Annotated in this window: 18 protein-coding genes; 6 read left to right on the top strand and 12 right to left on the bottom strand. The window is 67.3% G+C overall.

Annotated features, from left to right (window positions below):
* Positions 1-5 precede the first annotated feature (5 nt).
* Both FHS98_RS00695 and FHS98_RS00690 read left to right on the top strand, forming a co-directional pair.
* Positions 6-866 (top strand): MlaA family lipoprotein, encoded by an 861-nt coding sequence (locus FHS98_RS00695; protein ID WP_167098347.1) that lies wholly within the window; start codon positions 6-8, stop codon positions 864-866.
* A 122-nt stretch (positions 867-988) separates the two neighbouring features.
* On the top strand, positions 989-1225 hold the full coding sequence (locus tag FHS98_RS00690; protein ID WP_243847790.1) for a hypothetical protein: 237 nt from the start codon (positions 989-991) through the stop codon (positions 1223-1225).
* A 670-nt stretch (positions 1226-1895) separates the two neighbouring features.
* Here FHS98_RS00690 and groL read toward each other — a convergent pair.
* Both groL and groES read right to left on the bottom strand, forming a co-directional pair.
* A complete protein-coding gene (gene groL / locus FHS98_RS00685) occupies positions 1896-3542 on the bottom strand; it encodes a chaperonin GroEL (protein WP_167098344.1) in 1647 nt (548 codons plus the stop codon).
* Positions 3543-3660: 118 nt separating this feature from the next.
* Complete coding sequence (groES, locus tag FHS98_RS00680; RefSeq protein WP_167098341.1) at positions 3661-3948, bottom strand: co-chaperone GroES; 288 nt, start codon at positions 3946-3948, stop codon at positions 3661-3663.
* Positions 3949-4209: 261 nt separating this feature from the next.
* On the opposite strand from groES, the gene sppA reads away from it, so the two are divergent.
* The 3 genes from sppA to FHS98_RS00665 all read left to right on the top strand — a co-directional run bounded on the left by sppA (position 4210) and on the right by FHS98_RS00665 (position 6888).
* Positions 4210-6087 carry a signal peptide peptidase SppA gene (gene sppA / locus FHS98_RS00675; RefSeq protein ID WP_167098338.1) on the top strand — a complete coding sequence of 626 codons (1878 nt, stop codon included), beginning with the start codon at positions 4210-4212 and terminating at the stop codon, positions 6085-6087.
* Positions 6084-6608, top strand: a complete 525-nt coding sequence (locus FHS98_RS00670; RefSeq protein WP_167098335.1) for a GNAT family N-acetyltransferase — start codon at positions 6084-6086, stop codon at positions 6606-6608. Before sppA ends, FHS98_RS00670 begins: the two co-directional genes overlap by 4 nt.
* Before the next feature lie 67 nt (positions 6609-6675).
* Positions 6676-6888: a hypothetical protein gene (locus FHS98_RS00665; protein WP_167098332.1), complete on the top strand. Its 213-nt coding sequence runs from the start codon at positions 6676-6678 to the stop codon at positions 6886-6888.
* A gap of 4 nt (positions 6889-6892) precedes the next feature.
* Here FHS98_RS00665 and FHS98_RS00660 read toward each other — a convergent pair whose 3' ends face one another.
* Entirely contained in the window at positions 6893-7525 is a 633-nt protein-coding gene (locus FHS98_RS00660) for a trimeric intracellular cation channel family protein (protein ID WP_167098329.1), read from the bottom strand.
* 94 nt (positions 7526-7619) lie between these two features.
* Between FHS98_RS00660 and FHS98_RS00655 the strand changes: the two genes are divergently transcribed.
* Positions 7620-8546: a glutaminase gene (locus tag FHS98_RS00655; RefSeq protein ID WP_167098326.1), complete on the top strand. Its 927-nt coding sequence runs from the start codon at positions 7620-7622 to the stop codon at positions 8544-8546.
* A gap of 158 nt (positions 8547-8704) precedes the next feature.
* Here the strand turns inward: FHS98_RS00655 and FHS98_RS00650 are convergent, their stop codons facing one another.
* The 9 genes from FHS98_RS00650 to FHS98_RS00610 all read right to left on the bottom strand — a co-directional run bounded on the left by FHS98_RS00650 (position 8705) and on the right by FHS98_RS00610 (position 18213).
* Complete coding sequence (locus tag FHS98_RS00650) at positions 8705-8998, bottom strand: DUF1330 domain-containing protein (protein ID WP_167098323.1); 294 nt, start codon at positions 8996-8998, stop codon at positions 8705-8707.
* A gap of 66 nt (positions 8999-9064) precedes the next feature.
* Entirely contained in the window at positions 9065-10456 is a 1392-nt protein-coding gene (lpdA, locus tag FHS98_RS00645) for a dihydrolipoyl dehydrogenase (protein ID WP_167098320.1), read from the bottom strand.
* Positions 10457-10676: 220 nt separating this feature from the next.
* Positions 10677-11081, bottom strand: a complete 405-nt coding sequence (locus FHS98_RS00640) for a hypothetical protein (protein ID WP_167098317.1) — start codon at positions 11079-11081, stop codon at positions 10677-10679.
* 197 nt (positions 11082-11278) lie between these two features.
* Positions 11279-12466, bottom strand: a complete 1188-nt coding sequence (gene odhB, locus FHS98_RS00635; RefSeq protein ID WP_167098314.1) for a 2-oxoglutarate dehydrogenase complex dihydrolipoyllysine-residue succinyltransferase — start codon at positions 12464-12466, stop codon at positions 11279-11281.
* 29 nt (positions 12467-12495) lie between these two features.
* Positions 12496-15414: a 2-oxoglutarate dehydrogenase E1 component gene (locus tag FHS98_RS00630; protein ID WP_167098311.1), complete on the bottom strand. Its 2919-nt coding sequence runs from the start codon at positions 15412-15414 to the stop codon at positions 12496-12498.
* Positions 15415-15514: 100 nt separating this feature from the next.
* Positions 15515-16399: a succinate--CoA ligase subunit alpha gene (gene sucD, locus FHS98_RS00625; protein WP_167098308.1), complete on the bottom strand. Its 885-nt coding sequence runs from the start codon at positions 16397-16399 to the stop codon at positions 15515-15517.
* 68 nt (positions 16400-16467) lie between these two features.
* Positions 16468-17430, bottom strand: a complete 963-nt coding sequence (mdh, locus tag FHS98_RS00620) for a malate dehydrogenase (RefSeq protein ID WP_167098305.1) — start codon at positions 17428-17430, stop codon at positions 16468-16470.
* A 142-nt stretch (positions 17431-17572) separates the two neighbouring features.
* Positions 17573-17875, bottom strand: a complete 303-nt coding sequence (locus FHS98_RS00615) for a hypothetical protein (RefSeq protein WP_167098302.1) — start codon at positions 17873-17875, stop codon at positions 17573-17575.
* 5 nt (positions 17876-17880) lie between these two features.
* A complete protein-coding gene (locus FHS98_RS00610) occupies positions 17881-18213 on the bottom strand; it encodes a heavy metal-binding domain-containing protein (RefSeq protein ID WP_208401888.1) in 333 nt (110 codons plus the stop codon).
* Positions 18214-18329 lie beyond the last annotated feature (116 nt).

Below are 18329 nucleotides of genomic sequence, written 5' to 3'. Positions count from 1 at the left end.
TGCGGATGCGCGCACTCCTCTGCCTGCCGGCGCTGGCCCTCCTCGCCGGCTGCGCCACCACCGGACCCAAGACCCCCGGTGATCCGTATGAGGGTTTCAACCGCAAGATGTGGAGCTTCGACCAGACGCTCGACAAGGCGGTGATGAAGCCGGTGGCTAAGGGCTATATCGCGGTGATGCCGCATCCGATCCGCCACGGTCTCTCCAACATGCTGGAGAATGTGTCGGAACCGTTCAACTTCATCAATGCGCTGCTCCAGGCGAAGCCCAAGCGCGCGTTGAACGCCATGGGTCGCTTCGTCATCAACACCACGATCGGCATCGGCGGCTTCCGCGATGTCGCCGGGCGCAACGGCTATCCGCAGACGCCCGAGGATCTGGGCCAGACCTTCGCCGTCTGGGGCGTGAAGAAGAGCACCTATCTGGTCCTCCCCTTCTATGGCCCGTCGACGATCCGTGACGGCGTCGGCACGGTCGCGTCGCAATGGGTCGATCCCTACAAGATCGTCGTCCGCAAGGAGCTGGACTTCTGGCCGGCGGCGGCGCTGACAGGCTTCGAATTCGTCGACGCGCGCGCCAATCTGATCGATTCCGGCGCGGATACGCTGCTCGATACCAGCGCGGATTCCTATGCCGTCGTCCGCTCGGCCTATCTCCAGCGTCGCCAGGCGCTGATCGAGGATCGCGATCAGGGCGATGCCGCCGGCGGCAGCGATGCCGACCTCAACGCCGCGCTGGACGAGCTTGGGCCGGACCAGAACACCCCCGCCGCCACGCCCGCCGCGCCCGCGCAGGAGCAGCCGGCCTCCCCTGCGCCGAACACCGCGTCGCCCGAACCCGCGCCGAAAAGCGATACGCCGCAATAGATCAGCTTCACGCTCGGCATTGCAAGGCGAGCGGAGAAACGCTAGGCCTCACCCCGGCTTGGGGGGCTTGCTAGTGCTTTGCACCCGGTAAGCCAAACCAGTGCTCCGTCATCAGGGAAGAGATGCACATGAAGAAGATTGTCGCGCTGCCGCTCATCGTCGCGGTTGCCATGGGCGTTGCCGCCTGCAAGAAGACCGAAACCGCCGCCAACAACGCGGACGTCTCGGCCGACCTGAACGCGGCCGCCAACGACGCGATCGCCGACGTCAACGCCGCCAACGAAGCGGCGCTCGACAACGGCGCTGCCGCGATGGACAACGCGGCCACCACCGAAGCCAACACCGCGAACGCGATGTAATGGCTTCGGCCGGGCCTCGCGCCCGGTCGGCTGTTTGCGAAAGGCCGCGCGCGCCCCATCCGGCGCCGCGGCCTTTTTGCTGTCCGGGGTATTGTGCGGGAACAGCGGGTTTCGCCCAGTTGCAGACCTACGTTGCGCGGAGGTCCTGGCTGCATTTCGAACAGGAGCGGCGTGGCCAAGGATGGCTTATACCCACGAAACCCATTCGGGTTGTGAACGGGGAAGTTCGGCAAACGGGGCAACGAAACAGCCATAGCGAAACAGCGCCATGCGCGAGCCAAAACGCCATGCCCGGCAATGCGGCAACCATTCCCCAGCGACTAACAGGCCAGAATAGCCAGAGAGGGGTCGTGACGAACATCAGCAGGGTCCAGCCGGTAAACAACCATGCTTTTCGGTAGAGGGACATCGGCCGAGATTAGGTGAAAAGGTGATGACCGGCAATGTCCGCTTCCCACCAACTCCCGTCATCCCAGCGAAGGCTGGGATCCATCACTAGCTCGGCAGGCGATGTGGCTATCGGAGAGAGATAGACCCCAGCCTCCGCTGGGGTGACGGCTGCTGGGGCGACGGTAAGGCGCAGCTCCACCAATCACCTGAGAACAAAAAGAAAGGGCCGGAGGATCGCTCCTCCGGCCCTTCCCTTTTGCTTCGGACGAAGTGGCAGGACTTAGAAGTCCATGCCGCCCATGCCGCCCATGCCACCCATGCCGCCGGGCATGGCCGGAGCCTTGTCCTCGGGCAGTTCGGCGATCGAGGCTTCCGTCGTGATGAGCAGGCCGGCCACCGAAGCGGCGTCCTGGATCGCGGTACGGACGACCTTGGTGGGGTCGATCACGCCGGCGGCGACGAGGTTCTCATACTTCTCGGTCTGCGCGTTGAAGCCGAGCGTCTCGTCGTTGCCTTCGATCAGCTTGCCGGCGACAACCGCACCGTCCACGCCCGCGTTCTGGGCGATCTGACGGACCGGAGCCTGCAGCGCCTTGCGGACGATGTCCACGCCACGGGTCTGGTCGTCGTTGGCGCCCTTGACGCCTTCGAGCGCCTTCGTCGCGTACAGCAGCGCAACGCCGCCGCCCGGAACGATGCCCTCTTCGACGGCCGCGCGGGTTGCGTGCAGCGCATCGTCAACGCGGTCCTTGCGCTCCTTGACCTCAACCTCGGTCGCACCGCCGACCTTGATGACGGCCACGCCGCCGGCCAGCTTCGCGAGGCGCTCCTGGAGCTTCTCACGATCATAGTCGGACGAGGTGACCTCGATCTGCTGGCGGATCTGCTCGACGCGGGCCTTGATCGCGGACTCCTCACCGGCGCCATCGACGATGGTCGTGTTGTCCTTGTCGATCGTGACGCGCTTGGCGGTGCCGAGCATGTTGAGCGTGACGTTCTCGAGCTTGATGCCGAGATCCTCGGAGATCATCTCGCCCTTGGTCAGGACGGCGATGTCCTCCAGCATCGCCTTGCGGCGATCGCCGAAGCCCGGCGCCTTGACGGCCGCGACCTTCAGGCCGCCACGCAGCTTGTTCACCACGAGCGTGGCCAGAGCCTCGCCCTCGATGTCCTCGGCGATGATGAGGAGCGGACGGCCCGACTGCACCACCGCTTCGAGGATCGGCAGCATCGCCTGGAGCGACGACAGCTTCTTCTCGTGGATCAGGATGAACGGATCCTGGAGTTCGACCTGCATCTTCTCCGGGTTGGTGATGAAGTAAGGCGACAGGTAGCCGCGATCGAACTGCATACCCTCGACGACGTCCAGCTCGAACTCGAGGCCCTTGGCTTCCTCGACGGTGATGACGCCTTCCTTGCCGACCTTCTCCATCGCTTCCGCGATCTTCTGGCCGACCTCGGTGTCACCATTGGCCGAGATGATGCCGACCTGGGCGACTTCGTTCGTGCCCGAAACCGGCTTCGAACGCGCCTTGATGTCGTCGACGACCTTGGCGACGGCGAGATCGATGCCGCGCTTCAGGTCCATCGGGTTCATGCCGGCGGAGACCGACTTCATGCCCTCGCGCACGATCGCCTGGGCGAGCACGGTCGCGGTGGTGGTGCCGTCGCCGGCCTTGTCGTTCTGCTTCGAGGCCACTTCGCGCATCATCTGCGCGCCCATGTTCTCGAACTTGTCCTTGAGCTCGACTTCCTTGGCGACGGTGACGCCGTCCTTGGTGATGCGCGGGGCGCCGAACGACTTGTCGATGACGACGTTGCGGCCCTTGGGGCCGAGCGTGACCTTCACCGCATCGGCGAGGATGTCGACGCCGCGCAGCAGGCGCTCACGGGCGTCACGCGAAAACTTGACGTCTTTCGCAGCCATTTGAAATTCCTTCTTCTAATCCGTCATCCCAGCGAAGGCTGGGATCTCGTGCGGCGGAGATGCCGCGCTTGAAGTCCTGAGATCCTGACTTTCGTCAGGATGGGCCTTCCCGGCTTGTTCAGCCGATGATGCCCAGGATGTCCGATTCCTTCATGATGAGGAGATCCTGACCGTCGATCTTCACCTCGGTGCCCGACCACTTGCCGAACAGGATGCGATCGCCGGCCTTGACGTCGAGCGGGGTCACCTTGCCCGCTTCGTCCTTGGCGCCGGCGCCGGCGGCGACGACTTCGCCTTCCTGCGGCTTTTCCTTGGCCGAATCCGGGATGATGATGCCGCCCGAGGTCTTTTCCTCGGCGTCGACACGCTTCACGAGCACGCGATCGTGCAGGGGACGGAAATTCATGAGGCTACCCTTTCCTCAGTGTGCGACCGGCCCGTCGTTCCCCGGACGGGGAGACTCGGGCCGGTGTCGAATGACGTGTTAGCACTCATCGATAGTGAGTGCCAACGGCGCGGATATGGCCCTGTGGATGCGAGCGTCAAGGCGCGCCCATCGAGAATTTTTCAACGTCCGCATCACGGGCCGTGCCCGCCACGCGACAGGCCGATTGCCAGCACCCCGCGCTTACTCTAGCCCGAGGACAAAGACGGAAAGGTGACGCGCATGCGCTTCTTGCGGGCTCTCTGGCGATTCCTGATGGCCGTGAAGGACGTGCTGGCGCTGATCGTGCTGCTGCTCTTCTTCGGCCTGATCTTCGTGGCGCTGTCGAGCGGCGGGCGGACGGCCATGCCGGCCGGCGGCGGCGCGCTGGTGCTGGACCTGCATGGCAGCCTCGCCGAGCAGCCCGCCGACGCGCGGCCGATCGATTTCGTCTCGGGCGCCGGCGGCCCCGACATCAACCAGTATCGCCTGCGCGACGTGGTCCGCGCCGTGGACGCCGCGGCCACCGACAAGCGCGTGAAGGCGGTGGTGCTCGATCTCGACGGCTTCATGGGCGGCGGACAGGCGGCGGTCTCCACGCTCGGCCGCTCGCTCGACAAGGTGCGCGCGGCGGGCAAGCCGGTGCTGGCCTATGGCACCGCCTATGACGATCCGAGCTACCAGCTCGCCTCCCATGCGAGCGAGGTCTGGCTCGATCCGCTGGGCGCGGTGCTGACGCCGGGGCCGGGCGGATCGCAGCTCTATTACAAGGGCCTGCTCGACAAGCTGGGCGTCAACGCGCACGTCTATCGCGTCGGCAAGTTCAAGTCGGCCGTCGAGCCCTATACCCGCACCGAAGCCTCGCCCGAGGCGCGTGCCGCCAATCAGGCGCTGGTGGACGCGCTCTGGACCCGCTGGCAGGCCGAGGTGGCGCAGGCGCGGCCCAAGGCGCATTTCGCCGACTATCTCGCCGGGCTGACCGCCGGGCGCATCCCCAACGGCACGCTGGCCCAGAGCGCCGAGGCATTCGGGCTGGTCGATCATCTCGGCGATCGTCTCGCCTTCGGGGATCGCGTGGCGCAGATCGTCGGCAAGCCCGACAAGGCGGCGCCGGGCGACTACAAGAAGATCGCGCTCGACGACTGGGAGAGCGCCAACCCCGTCCCCACCACCGGCGACGCCATCGGCGTGCTGACCGTCGCGGGCGATATCGTCGACGGCAAGGCGCCGGCCGGCACGGCGGGCGGAGACAGCATCGCCGACGCGCTCGGCAAGGCGGTGGCCAAGGGCAACCTCAAGGCGCTGGTCGTCCGCGTCGATTCGCCCGGCGGATCGGTGACGGGATCGGACCGCATCCGCTCGGCCATCCTCGCCGCCAAGGCGAAGGGGCTGCCGGTGGTCGTTTCGATGGGCACGCTGGCGGCGTCGGGCGGCTATTGGGTGTCGACGGCGGGCGACACGATCCTTGCCGATCCCGACACGATCACCGGATCGATCGGCGTGTTCGGCATCATCCCCACCTTCGAGGGCTCGCTCGGCAAGATCGGCCTCTCGGCGGACGGCGTGCGCGCCACGCCGCTCTCCGGCCAGCCCGACACGCTGCGCGGCACCACGCCGGAGGTCGACGCCCTCATCCAGGCGGGCATCACCCAGACCTATGCGCGTTTCACCGGCCTCGTCGCCGCCGCGCGGCACATGCCGGTCGAGCGGGTCGACGAGATCGGGCAGGGCCGCGTGTGGGATGGGGTCAGCGCGCAGAAGCTCGGGCTGGTCGATCGCTTCGGTTCGCTCGACGATGCCGTGGCCGAGGCCGCCCGCCGGGCGAAGCTCGATCCGGCGAAGGTCCACCCCGTCTATATCGAGCGCGAGAAGCCCGCCTTCCTGCGCCTGCTCCAGATGCTGGCGGGCAATTCGGGCAGCGTGGACGAGGCCCGCAGCGCCGATGCCTTCGCCGCGCTCGGCCAGCGGCCGGACTGGATGCTGGCCCGCGCGCTGGGCGATGCGCGGCGTATCCTGACCGGGCCGACCATCCAGGCACGCTGCATCGGCTGCGGCGACGTGCCCCCCTCGCCCGCCGACCTTGCGGCGGCGCGGCGGATGATGGCACGGGCGGGCCTATGACCATCCGCCCCGTCACGCTCGCCGACGCCGAAGCCATTGCCGCGATCTACCGCCCCTATGTGACCGACACGGTCATCACCTTCGAACTCGATCCGCCCGACGCCGCCGAGATGCGCCGCCGGATCGAGACGGTGACCGCCACCCACCCCTGGCTGGTCGCCGAGCGGGACGGCGTGGTGGTCGGCTATGCCTATGGCTCCACCTATCGCACCCGCGCGGCCTATCGCTGGGTGGCGGAGACGGGGATCTATCTCTCGGCCGCCGCGCATGGCCTCGGCCTCGGGCGGACGCTCTACGAGGCGCTGCTGGCGGCGCTCACCGAGCGCGGATTCGTCGCCGCGATGGGCGTGATGACGGCGGGCAATCCGGCGAGCACCGCGCTCCACGAGCGGCTCGGCTTCTTCCATGCCGGCACCCAGCCCGGCATCGGCTTCAAGCATGGCGCGTGGCACGACGTCGTCTTCTGGCAGCGCGACCTCGCCCCCCGGCAGGACGCTCCGCCCGAGCCTGCGCGAGGCTGAGCCGCCTCCCGATGGCCCTTGCCCCGAGGAAGGGCTATGATGCGGGCATGGAGGCTGGAGAGAAGCCATGAACGAAGCGAACGCCCTCATCGTCCGCCGCGCCTGGTGGCTGTGGGCCGGCACCTTCCTGCTGATCGCCTTCAACCTCTTCGCCGCGATGCATCGAGGCACGGCGCTCACCCTCGTGGCGCTCGCGCTGACGGGTTGCCTGGCGATCGCCGGCGTCGCGTTCGGGATATGGGCGGGCCGCACGCTCTCCCGCGCCCGCTCGAAGCCCTGAGGCGCTATTCCCGATAGGCGGGCAGCGCCAGCCCCCGCGCGATCGCCGCCGCGCGCAGGCTGAACCCCGCCAGCGCCGCGATCATCGCCGGCAGGGGCGAAGGCAGCCCCGCCACGGTCAGCGTCACGAACAGCCCCGAGGCGAGCGCCGCCGCCGTGACGTACAGCTCCGGCCGGAGGATGATCGAGGGCACACCCGCCACCACGTCGCGGATGATGCCGCCCATCGTCGCCGAGACGACCCCCATCACCATCGCCGGCAGGAACGGGATGCCGTAGCCCAGCGCCTTGCCCGCGCCATAGACGGCATAGGCGGCAAGCCCGATCGCGTCGCACCAGTCCAGCGCGCGCTCCGGCCACCAGCGGCGCGGCGTCAGGAACACCAGCATCGCCACGCCGAGGCAGATCGCGATCGGCACCGGATCATGCAGCCAGAACACCGGCGCGCCGATCAGCAGATCCCGCGTCGTGCCCCCGCCCGTGCCCGTCGCGCAGGCGAAGAAGCAGAAGGTGATGATCGTCTGCCGCGCCCGCGCCGCCTGCAACGCGCCCGAGGCCGCGAACACCGCCAGCCCGGCCATGTCGAGCCAGGGCAGATAGGGACTGATCGTCGGCAATGGCAGGGGAAGCGGGTGCATCCCCCCAACCCTAGGCGGCGGCGCGCCCGGAAGTCGAGAGGCGCGCGCAAGGAAAGCATAGGCCTCCCCGCGATTGCCGACTATTCACCGCCCCATGAATCTCGAAGCCATCATCGCCTCCATCGTCGAGGAGATGCGCGCCGCCCCCGATCGCGGCGAGGTCGCGACCTATATCCCGAGCCTCGCGGGCGTGGACCCGAGCCAGTTCGGCATCGCCGTGGCGACGGCGGACGGCGCGGTGGTGACGGGCGGCGATGCGGAGACCGCCTTCTCGATCCAGTCGATCTCCAAGGTGTTCGCGCTGACGCTGGCTTTGGGCAAGGTGGGCGACCGGCTGTGGAACCGCGTCGGGCGCGAGCCGTCGGGCAGCGCGTTCAATTCGATCGTCCAGCTCGAAGCCGAGCAGGGCATCCCCCGCAACCCTTTCATCAACGCCGGCGCGATCGTGGTGAGCGACGTCAATCTCGCCGGCCACGCCCCGCGCGAGGCGATCGGCGAGCTGGTCCACTTCATCCGCTATCTGGCCTCCGACGACGGCATCGCCATCGACGAGGCCGTCGCCCGCTCCGAACAGGAGACCGGCGAGCGCAACCGGGCGCTGGCGCATTACATGCGCGCCTTCGGCAATCTCCATCATCCCGTGGAGCTGACGCTGGGCGTCTATTTCCACGCCTGCGCGATCGCGATGAGCTGCCGGCAACTGGCGATGGCGGGGCGCTATCTGATGCATTGCGGCGCGCACCCGGAGGGCGGGCGCGTCATCTCGGACAAGCGCGCGCGGCGCATCAACGCGCTGATGCTCACCTGCGGCCATTACGACCAGAGCGGCGACTTCGCCTTTCGCGTCGGAATGCCCGGCAAATCGGGCGTCGGCGGCGGCATCCTTGCGATCGTGCCGGGCAAGGCCTCGATCGCGGTGTGGTCGCCGGGGCTCAGCCGCAACGGCAATTCCCAGCTCGGCGCGCTGGCGCTGGAGCGGCTCGCCGACGCGACCGGATGGAGCGTGTTCGGCGCGGATTGAGGCGCCGGTGCCCGTCATCCTGACGAAGGTCAGGATCCATTCCCGCTCCGCGAGAAGAAGAGGCGCTGCGCGAATGGATCCCGGATCAAGTCCGGGATGACGAAGGAAAAAGCCGGGTGCGATCCATGCAAGCCCCCCGAGACGGTCGGGCCGGAACCTCAGTCCACCGCTTCGAGGATGCGGATATCGCGCTCCGCCGTGCCGCCGAGCTTCTCCAGCGCGGCGCGATACGCCTCGCCCTGATACACGGCGAGCGCCTGCTCCAGGCTGTCCCACTCGATGATGAGCGAGCGCTGGTCGAGCCCCTGTTCCTTCACCGCCAGCGGCAGACCCCGCGCGATCACGCGGCCGCCCGCCTCGGCGATCGCCGGCCCCGCCAGCTCGACATAGGCCGTCCGCGTCGCCTCGTCGGTGGTCGCGCGGTAGAAGATGACGGTGAAGACCTTGGCCATGACGCCCTCCAGATGCGCGAAAGGGCCGGCCCCGCCCTGCGACGGAGCCGGCCCTTTCGTTCAGGATCAGATGTGGATTGGCTTGCCCGTCACCGCCATCGCGGCTTCCTTCACGGCTTCCGAGTGGGTCGGGTGCGCGTGGCAGGTGTAGGCGATGTCTTCGCTGGTCGCGCCGAACTCCATCGCCTGCGCGGCCTGCGCGATCATCGTGCCGGCCACCGACGCGATGATCCACACGCCCAGCACGCGATCGGTCTTGGCGTCGGCGATCACCTTCACGAAGCCGTCCGGCTCATGGTTGGTCTTGGCGCGCGAGTTGGCGAGCATCGGGAACTTGCCGACCTTCACCTCGCCACGCTCCTTGGCCGCTTCCTCGGTGAGGCCCACGCCCGCGATCTCGGGCATGGTGTAGACGACCGACGGGATCACGTCGTGGTTCACGATGCCGGTCTGGCCCGCGATATTCTCGGCGACCGCGATGCCCTCGTCCTCGGCCTTGTGGGCGAGCATCGGGCCGGGCGCGACGTCGCCGATCGCCCAGATGCCGGGAACGGACGTGCGGAAGTCATGGTCGATCTCGACCTGACCGCGCTGATTGGTGGCGAGCCCCGCCTTGTCGAGCGCGAGGCCCTCGGTGTTCGGCTTGCGCCCGATCGACACCAGCACCGCATCGGCTTCGAGCGTCTCAGGCGTGCCACCGGCGGCCGGCTCGATCGTCAGCGTCGCCTTGTCGCCATTGACCGTCACGCCCGTCACCTTGGTGGCGAGCTTCAGCTCAAGGCCCTGCTTCTTGAAGATCTTGGCGGCTTCCTTGCGGACTTCGCCGTCCATGCCGGGGAGAAGCTGGTCGAGGAACTCGACGACGGTGACCTTGGCGCCGAGGCGCTTCCACACCGAGCCCAGCTCCAGGCCGATCACGCCGCCGCCGATGACGACCATGTGACCCGGCACCTTCGGAAGCTCCAGCGCGCCGGTCGAGTCGACCACGACCTTCTGGTCGATCGTCACGCCCGGAAGCGGCGTCACCGAAGAGCCGGTGGCGATCACGATGTTCTTGGCGCGCACGGTGCGGTCGCCGACCTGAACCGTGTCCTTGCCGGTGAAGGCGGCATGGCCCTTCAGCCACTCGATCTTGTTCTTCTTGAACAGGAACTCGATGCCACCGGTCAGGCCCTTCACCGCATCCCTGCGCTGGCCGTGCATGGTGTCGAGGTCCAGCTCGACCTGCGCCTTGATGCCGAGCTTGGCGAGCTTGCCCGAGGCCGCCTCGTCATAGAGTTCGGACGCGTGCAGCATCGCCTTCGAAGGGATGCAGCCGACGTTGAGGCAGGTGCCGCCGAGCGTCTCGCGGCTTTCCACGCAGCCCGTCTTGAGGCCGAGCTGCGCCGCGCGGATCGCCGCGACGTAACCGCCGGGGCCTGCACCGATGACCAGAACGTCGAAATCGTAATCCGCCATGACCGAACTTTCTGCCGTGCGTCAAAAGATGGCGCCGACATAGAACTTGTGCCCGTCAAAGCAACCTTCCGGCGGAGGATTTCTCCGCGCGCTTCTTCCGGCCCGGCGCATCGGGGACGAAGCCGGGCCGGAAGCCCGTCGGCCTGTCGGGCTGGGCCTCTTCATGGCTGCTCGCTCGAATGGCCGAGGCCGCCCCCATGACGGGAGGCGGCCGGCTTCATCAGACGTGGATCGAGGCGCTGCCCGTCTTGCAGCCGACCAGCGGCGCGCAGACCTGCCCGCTGACGCTCAGCACCATCGTGCCGAAATTGAAGCTGACGGTCGCCTCGGCCTTGAACGGGCCGATGCTGCCGCCGAGGTTCACCGTCGGATTGTTCGGATCGAGTTCGGCGTTGATGATGGTGATGCTGCCGACCGGGGTCTGGAGCACGACGGTCACCTGAAGCGACATCGCCCCGAACGAATAGTTCAGCACCAGGCTGCACCCGAAGGCGGAGACGATGACGATCTGCCCACCCGTGGACGAGACCTTGTTCACCAGCAGGTTCGGATCGTCGACCTTCAGGTTCGCGTCCTGATAGTCGATGTGGGCAAGCGTATCTTCCTTCATCGATGCGACGTTCATGGCGGCCTCTCCTGCACCCTGCCCGGTCGTCCGGGCGCGCCTTTGTCTCGCGGAAGGCGGGGCGGGAGGTAGCGCAAGCCCATCCGTTACGGATCGAGCAGGCGGCAAGCGCATCCGTTTCGGAAGCAACCCCACAGCTAAACGGCGCCCCCGGCCTGTCGCCGGGAGCGCCGCAATGCGCGTCGGTGCGATCGCGCTTAGAGGTCGATCAGCAGGCGGGTCGGGTCTTCGATCGCGTTCTTGAGCGCGACGAGGAAGGTGACCGCCTCGCGGCCGTCGATCAGGCGATGATCGTAGCTGAGCGCGAGATACATCATCGGGCGGACGACGACCTGGCCGTTCACCACCACCGGACGCTCCTCGATACGGTGGAGGCCCAGCACCGCCGACTGCGGCGGGTTGATGATCGGGGTGGACATCAGCGAGCCGAACACGCCGCCGTTGGAGATGGTGAAGGTGCCGCCCTTCATCTCTTCCATCTTGAGTGTGCCGTCCTTGGCGCGCTTGCCGAAATCGCCGATGGTCTTCTCGATGCCGGCGACCGACAAATCCTGCGCGTCGCGGATCACCGGCACGACGAGGCCGTTCGGCGCCGAGACGGCAACCGAGACATCCACATAGTCGTGGTAGACGATCTCATCGCCCTCGATCGAGCCGTTCACCGCCGGGATATCGCGCAGCGCCTGCACGGCGGCCTTCACGAAGAAGCCCATGAAGCCGAGGCGGACGCCGTGCTTCTTCTCGAACAGATCCTTGTACTTGGCGCGCGCCTCGATCACGGCCGACATGTCCACGTCGTTGAACGTGGTGAGCATGGCGGCGGTGTTCTGCGCTTCCTTGAGGCGACGGGCGACCGTCTGGCGCAGGCGCGTCATCTTCACGCGCTCTTCCTTGCGCGCGCCGCCGGTCGAGGCCGGAGCGGCAGGAGCCGGAGCGGCGGCGGCCGGAGCCTTGGTCGCCGAGAGGATGTCCTCCTTGGTGACGCGGCCGTCCTTGCCGGTGCCGGCGACGGTCGAGACGTCCACGCCGGTCTCGATCGCGGCGCGCTTGGCCGACGGCGAGAGCGGCTGCGCCTCGGCGGCCGGAGCGGCGGCGGCCGGAGCCGGGGCCGCAGCGGCGGGGGCAGCGGCCGGGGCGGCAGCGGCGCCACCTTCCTCGATCGTGGCGAGCAGCGCGCCCACCTCGACGGTGTCGCCTTCCTTGACGACCAGCACACCGATCACGCCGGCGACCGGCGAGGGAACCTCGACGGCGACCTTGTCGGTCTCCAGGCTGGCGATCGGCTCATCCACGGCAACCGCCTCGCCCGGCTTCTTGAGCCACTGGCCCAGCGTCGCCTCGGTGATCGATTCGCCGAGTGTCGGCACCTTCACTTCGGTGGTCATATCTATGTCCTGCTGTCCTGGATCTGGGCTTAGCTGGCCTTGGCCAGCGCGGGGGTGGCGGAATGGCCGAGCGCATCGGCGACGAGCGCCTTCTGCTCGGCGACGTGGCGCTTGGCCGAGCCGGTCGCCGTGGAGGCGGCAGCCGCGCGGCCGGCATAGACCGGACGCTGCACCTTGCCGCCAGCCTCGGCCATGGCCTGCTCGATCAGTTCCTGCACGAAGAACCACGCGCCCTGGTTGCGCGGCTCCTCCTGCGCCCAGACGACCGTCTCGACGTTCGGGCTGGCCTTGAGCCGCTCGACGATCACATCCGTCGGGAACGGATAGATCTGCTCGACGCGGAGGATCTCGGTGTTCTTGTCGCCGGCCTCGTCGCGGGCTTCGAGCAGGTCGTAGCCCACCTTGCCGGTGCAGAGCACGAGGCGCTTCACATCCTTGTCCGCCGGGGCGCTCGGATCGAACAGCACGCGGTGGAAGCGGCTGTCGCCGGTGAACTCGTCCGCCGTCGACACCGCCGCCTTGTGGCGGAGCAGCGACTTCGGCGTCATGATGACCAGCGGCTTGCGGAACTCGCGGGTCATCTGGCGGCGCAGGATGTGGAAATAGTTGGCTGGCGTGGTGCAGTTGGCGACCTGGATATTATCCTCGGCGCAGAGCTGGAGATAGCGCTCCAGACGGGCCGACGAATGCTCCGGCCCCTGCCCCTCATAGCCATGCGGCAGCAGCAGCACGAGGCCGTTGGAACGCAGCCACTTCGACTCAGCGGCCGAGATGAACTGATCCATGATGACCTGCGCGGTGTTGGCGAAATCGCCGAACTGCGCTTCCCACATCACCAAGGTCTTGGGAGCCGCGGACGCATAGCCATATTCGAAGCCGAGCACGCCATATTCGCTCAAGGGGCTGTCCAGCACCTGGAAGGAGCGATCGACCTCCGACAGCGGATAATAGCGATGGCCGTCCTTCTGATCGGTCCAGCCGGCATGGCGGTGCGAGAAGGTGCCGCGGGTGACGTCCTGGCCCGAGAGGCGAACGCCATAGCCGTCCTGAAGCAGCGTGCCGAAGGCCAGCGCTTCGGCGGTCGCCCAGTCGAAACCCTCTCCGTTCGCGAACATCTGCTTCTTGGCATCCAGCACGCGCGACAGCGTCTTGTGGATGTTGAAGCCTTCCGGGACGTCGGTGAGGATCGGCGCCAGCGCGTCGATCTGCTCCTTGCGGGCGGCGGTGACGCCGGCGCGGCGGCCCTGCTCCCTGGCGATCGACAGGCCGACCCAGTCGCCCTCGAACCAGTCCGCCTTGTTGGGCTTGTAGCTCTTGCCCGCCTCGAACTCCTCGTCGAGCTTGGCGACCACGCCCGCTTCCTCGGCCGCGACCCACGCATCGTCGATCACGCCCTCGGCCTTCAGCCGCTCGGCATAGAGCGACGAGACCGGCGGATGCTTGCGGATCTCGTCATACATCTGCGGCTGGGTGAAGCCCGGCTCGTCGCCTTCGTTGTGGCCGAAGCGGCGATAGCACCACATGTCGATCACGACGTCGCGCTTGAAGGTCATGCGGAAGTCGGTCGCGAGCTTGGTCGCGAAGGTGACGGCCTCGGGATCGTCGCCGTTCACATGCAGGATCGGCGCCGACACCATCTTGGCGATGTCGCTCGGATAGGGCGACGAACGCGCGAACTGCGGCGAGGTGGTGAAGCCCACCTGGTTGTTCACGACGAAATGGATCGTGCCGCCCGTCGAATAACCGCGCAGGCCGGAGAAGCCGAAGCACTCCATGATGATGCCCTGCCCCGCAAAGGCGGCGTCGCCATGCAGCAGGATCGGCAGCACCTTGCCGCGCTCATTGTCCTTGATCTTGGTCTGCTTGGCGCGGGCCTTGCCCAGCACCACCGGGTCCACCGCCTCGAGGTGAGACGGGTTGGCGGCGAGGCTCATGTGAACCTTCACGCCCTCGAACTCGCGATCGGTCGAGGTGCCGAGGTGATACTTCACGTCGCCCGAGCCGCCCACGTCGTCCGGGTTGGCCGAGCCGCCCGCGAACTCGCTGAACACGGCGCGATAGGGCTTGCCCATGACGTTGACGAGCATGTTGAGGCGGCCGCGATGCGGCATACCCACCACGATCTCCTCGACGCCGGCGACACCGCCATATTTGATGATCGCTTCCATCGCCGGCAGCATCGATTCGCCGCCGTCGAGGCCGAAGCGCTTGGTGCCGACATATTTCTTGGCGAGGAACTTCTCGTACTGCTCGCCTTCGATCACCTTGGCGAGGATCGCCTTCTTGCCTTCCGGCGTGAAGTGGATCTCCTTGTCGCGGCCTTCCATCCGCTCCTGGAGGAAGCGCCGCTCCTCCACGTCGCCGATGTGCATATATTCGAGGCCGACATGGCCGCAGTAGTTGCGGCGCAGGATGTCGACGATCTCGCGCACCGTCGCGCGCTCCAGGCCGAGCGCGCCGCCCAGATAGATCGGGCGATCGAGATCGGCGGCGGTGAAGCCGTGATATTCCGGCGTCAGGTCGGCCGGCAGATCGCGCTTGGCGAGGCCGAGCGGATCGAGATCGGCGGCGAGATGGCCACGCACGCGATAGGTGCGGATCAGCATCATCGCGCGGATCGAGTCGAGCGCGGCCGCTTCGATGTTAGCGCTACCAGAAACGGCCGGGACCGGCACCGCAACGGCGGGCGCGGCCTTCCCCTTGGCGGGCTTCGGCGCGGGTTCCATCTGGGTCGGGTCGAGGCCCGCCGTCAGCGCGTCGGTGTCGGTGGGCGGCCAGTTCGGGCGTGCCCAGCTCGGGCCGCTCACGGCCTGCTCGACGCTTCCAAAATATTCGCTCCATGCCGGATCGACCGACGACCGATCCTGCTTCCAGCGACGATAGAGATCCTCGGCGAAAGCGGGGCTCACACCCGCCGCGACGTCCATCTCCTGGCCTTCGTAACCCATGTCCACCGTCCTTGGTGTTCCCCGGATGGAACAGCCATCCGGGGTTTCATGCTTCAGCCGCGTCGGCCGTCCGGTCGGCGCGTGACCCTTCTAATATAGTTCAGCCCTTGAGCAGAGCGGTCAGCGTGGTGCCAAGCTCCGAGGGGCTGGCCGCCACCTTGATGCCCGCCGCTTCCATCGCCGCGATCTTGTCCTCGGCGCCGCCCTGGCCGCCCGACACGATCGCGCCGGCATGGCCCATGCGGCGGCCCGGAGGCGCCGTGCGGCCCGCGATGAAGCCGACCATCGGCTTCTTGCGGCCACGCTTGGCCTCGTCCCGCAGGAACTGCGCGGCTTCCTCTTCGGCCGAGCCGCCGATCTCGCCGATCATGATGATCGACTCGGTCTTGTCGTCCGCGAGGAACAGCTCGAGCACGTCGATGAAGTTGGTGCCGTTGACCGGATCGCCGCCGATGCCGACTGCGGTGGTCTGGCCGAGGCCCTCGTTGGTGGTCTGGAACACGGCCTCATAGGTAAGCGTGCCCGAGCGCGAAACAACGCCCACCGAACCATTCGAGAAGATCGAGCCCGGCATGATGCCGATCTTGCACTCGCCCGGCGTCAGCACGCCCGGGCAGTTCGGCCCGATCAGGCGGGTCTTGGAACCCGACAGAGCGCGCTTCACCTTCACCATGTCGAGCACCGGAATGCCCTCGGTGATGCAGACGACCAGCGGCACTTCCGCGTCGATCGCTTCGAGGATCGAGTCCGCGGCGAAGGCCGGCGGCACATAGATCACGGAGGCGTCGGCGCCGGTCTTGGCGACCGCTTCCTTCACCGTGTCGAACACCGGCAGGCCGATGTGGGTCTGGCCGCCCTTACCGGGGGTGACGCCGCCGACCATCTTGGTGCCGTAGGCGATCGCCTGCTCGGAGTGGAAGGTGCCCTGGGCGCCCGTGAAGCCCTGGGTAATCACCTTGGTGTTCGCATTGACGAGGATCGACATGGCGGTCCCGCTATCCTTTCCGTGGGGGGCCGCACCGGCCACCGGGCCGGCGCGGTGATATGGTTATATTAGGCGAGGCTGCCGTCGATCGCGCGGCACGCGACCTGAAGTTCCTTCACGGCATCGACCGACGTCTGAAGGTTGGCCTTGGCCTCGGCCGAGAGCTTCACCTCGACGATCTTCTCGACGCCACCGGCGCCCAGCACGACCGGCACGCCGACATAGAGGCCGTCCACGCCATACTGGCCTTCGAGATAGGCGGCGCAGGGCAGGACGCGCTTCTTGTCCTTGAGATAGGCCTCGGCCATCTCGATCGCCGAGGTGGCGGGCGCATAGAAGGCCGAGCCGGTCTTCAGCAGGCCGACGATCTCGCCGCCGCCCGAACGGGTGCGCTGCACGATCGCGTCGATCTTGTCCTTGGTCGACCAGCCCATCTCGATGAGGTCCGGCACCGGGATGCCCGCGACGGTCGAATATTCGATCACCGGCACCATGGTGTCGCCATGACCGCCAAGCACGAACGCGTTCACGTCCTTCACCGAGACCTTGAACTCGTCGGCGAGGAAGTGACGGAAGCGCGCCGAGTCGAGCACGCCGGCCATGCCGACGACCTTGTTGTGCGGGAGCCCCGAGAACTCGCGCAGCGCCCACACCATGGCGTCGAGCGGGTTGGTGATGCAGATCACGAACGCGTCGGGGGCGTTGGCCTTGATGCCCTCGCCCACGGCCTTCATGACCTTCAGGTTGATGCCGAGCAGATCGTCGCGGCTCATGCCCGGCTTGCGGGCGACGCCGGCGGTGACGATGATGACGTCCGCGCCCGCGATGTCGGCGTAATCGTTGGTGCCCTTGAGGTTCGCGTCGAAACCCTCGACCGGGCCGCACTGCGCGAGGTCCAGAGCCTTGCCCTGGGGAACGCCCTCGACAACGTCGAAGAGGACGACGTCGCCCAGCTCCTTCGCAGCCGCGAGATGGGCGAGCGTGCCGCCAATGTTACCAGCGCCGATCAGAGCGATCTTATTGCGTGCCATGAAGCCTCCACGAGTCGAACAATGCGTGGGCGCGGCCGCGCGAGAACCGGCGGCCAGCCGGAAAGCGGGTTGCGCTTAGACCCATGCACGCGCCGGGGCAACCGCCCGCGTGACGGTTTCTCGGTAATTTGTCGGAGTGCCGTCAGGCCGATGGCGAGGGAGGATCGCCTTCGTCGACATAACGACGCTCGCCCGTCGCCGGATCGACCCATGCGGAGGTCACCCGGCCGGTCTCGGGATCGACGAAGCGTTCTCCGGTGAGGTTGAAGCGCGTATCCTGCGGAAATCCCTGCTGCGCCGCATGATAGCGCCGCTCCCACAGACACCCCATCGCGAACAGCAGCGCCGCCGCGAGCGCCGGCCAGGCGCCCGGCTCCTGCATCGTCACCACCAGCATGAACGCCACGCCCGCGATGGCGACGCCCGAGACGATCGTCCGCAGCATGGCGCTCAGGATTCCGGCTCGACGACCGCGGCGGTGCCATAGGCGACCACCTCGTTCATCGTCTGGCCGATCGATCCCGAGTCGAACCGCATCATCACGACGGCGTTGGCGCCCATCAGCGCGGCGTTCTGGACGAGGCGATCGACGGCATGGCGCCGGGTCTCCTCCACCAGCGCGGTATATTCCTTGATCTCACCGCCGATGATCGACCGCAGCCCCGCCGCGATATTGCCGCCGAGCCCGCGCGAGCGCACCACCACGCCGAACACCTGCCCCAGCGTCGCGACCGTCTTGTGGCCCGCCACCTTCTCGGTGGTGGAGACGATGATCTTGTCCATGGAAAGCCCCCTGCCCTGATGGATGGGGACGATAAGCGAGCGTGTGGAAAGAAGGAACGTCCTTTCCTTCCAACTCATCCCCGGCCCCCCTCTTCGTCATCCCGGACTTGATCCGG

Origin of the sequence: Sphingomonas oligoaromativorans (assembly GCF_011762195.1) — a bacterium.
Classification (GTDB): domain Bacteria; phylum Pseudomonadota; class Alphaproteobacteria; order Sphingomonadales; family Sphingomonadaceae; genus Solisphingomonas; species Solisphingomonas oligoaromativorans.
Note: the sequence above shows the minus strand (reverse complement) of the source record. Positions and strands in the feature narration are given on the sequence as shown.

Bases quoted from the DNA above. Each gene is read 5' to 3' on its own strand.
- FHS98_RS00670 (WP_167098335.1), top strand. From the start codon at position 6,084: ATGACCATCCGCCCCGTCACGCTCGCCGACGCCGAAGCCATTGCCGCG.
- FHS98_RS00655 (WP_167098326.1), top strand. From the start codon at position 7,620: ATGAATCTCGAAGCCATCATCGCCTCCATCGTCGAGGAGATGCGCGCC.
- FHS98_RS00665 (WP_167098332.1), top strand. From the start codon at position 6,676: ATGAACGAAGCGAACGCCCTCATCGTCCGCCGCGCCTGGTGGCTGTGG.
- lpdA (WP_167098320.1), bottom strand. From the start codon at position 10,456: ATGGCGGATTACGATTTCGACGTTCTGGTCATCGGTGCAGGCCCCGGC.
- FHS98_RS00650 (WP_167098323.1), bottom strand. From the start codon at position 8,998: ATGGCCAAGGTCTTCACCGTCATCTTCTACCGCGCGACCACCGACGAG.
- groES (WP_167098341.1), bottom strand. From the start codon at position 3,948: ATGAATTTCCGTCCCCTGCACGATCGCGTGCTCGTGAAGCGTGTCGAC.
- FHS98_RS00640 (WP_167098317.1), bottom strand. From the start codon at position 11,081: ATGAACGTCGCATCGATGAAGGAAGATACGCTTGCCCACATCGACTAT.
- FHS98_RS00615 (WP_167098302.1), bottom strand. From the start codon at position 17,875: ATGCTGCGGACGATCGTCTCGGGCGTCGCCATCGCGGGCGTGGCGTTC.
- sucD (WP_167098308.1), bottom strand. From the start codon at position 16,399: ATGTCGATCCTCGTCAATGCGAACACCAAGGTGATTACCCAGGGCTTC.
- FHS98_RS00690 (WP_243847790.1), top strand. From the start codon at position 989: ATGCACATGAAGAAGATTGTCGCGCTGCCGCTCATCGTCGCGGTTGCC.
- groL (WP_167098344.1), bottom strand. From the start codon at position 3,542: ATGGCTGCGAAAGACGTCAAGTTTTCGCGTGACGCCCGTGAGCGCCTG.
- FHS98_RS00660 (WP_167098329.1), bottom strand. From the start codon at position 7,525: ATGCACCCGCTTCCCCTGCCATTGCCGACGATCAGTCCCTATCTGCCC.
- sppA (WP_167098338.1), top strand. From the start codon at position 4,210: ATGCGCTTCTTGCGGGCTCTCTGGCGATTCCTGATGGCCGTGAAGGAC.
- FHS98_RS00695 (WP_167098347.1), top strand. From the start codon at position 6: ATGCGCGCACTCCTCTGCCTGCCGGCGCTGGCCCTCCTCGCCGGCTGC.
- odhB (WP_167098314.1), bottom strand. From the start codon at position 12,466: ATGACCACCGAAGTGAAGGTGCCGACACTCGGCGAATCGATCACCGAG.
- FHS98_RS00610 (WP_208401888.1), bottom strand. From the start codon at position 18,213: ATGGACAAGATCATCGTCTCCACCACCGAGAAGGTGGCGGGCCACAAG.
- mdh (WP_167098305.1), bottom strand. From the start codon at position 17,430: ATGGCACGCAATAAGATCGCTCTGATCGGCGCTGGTAACATTGGCGGC.
- FHS98_RS00630 (WP_167098311.1), bottom strand. From the start codon at position 15,414: ATGGGTTACGAAGGCCAGGAGATGGACGTCGCGGCGGGTGTGAGCCCC.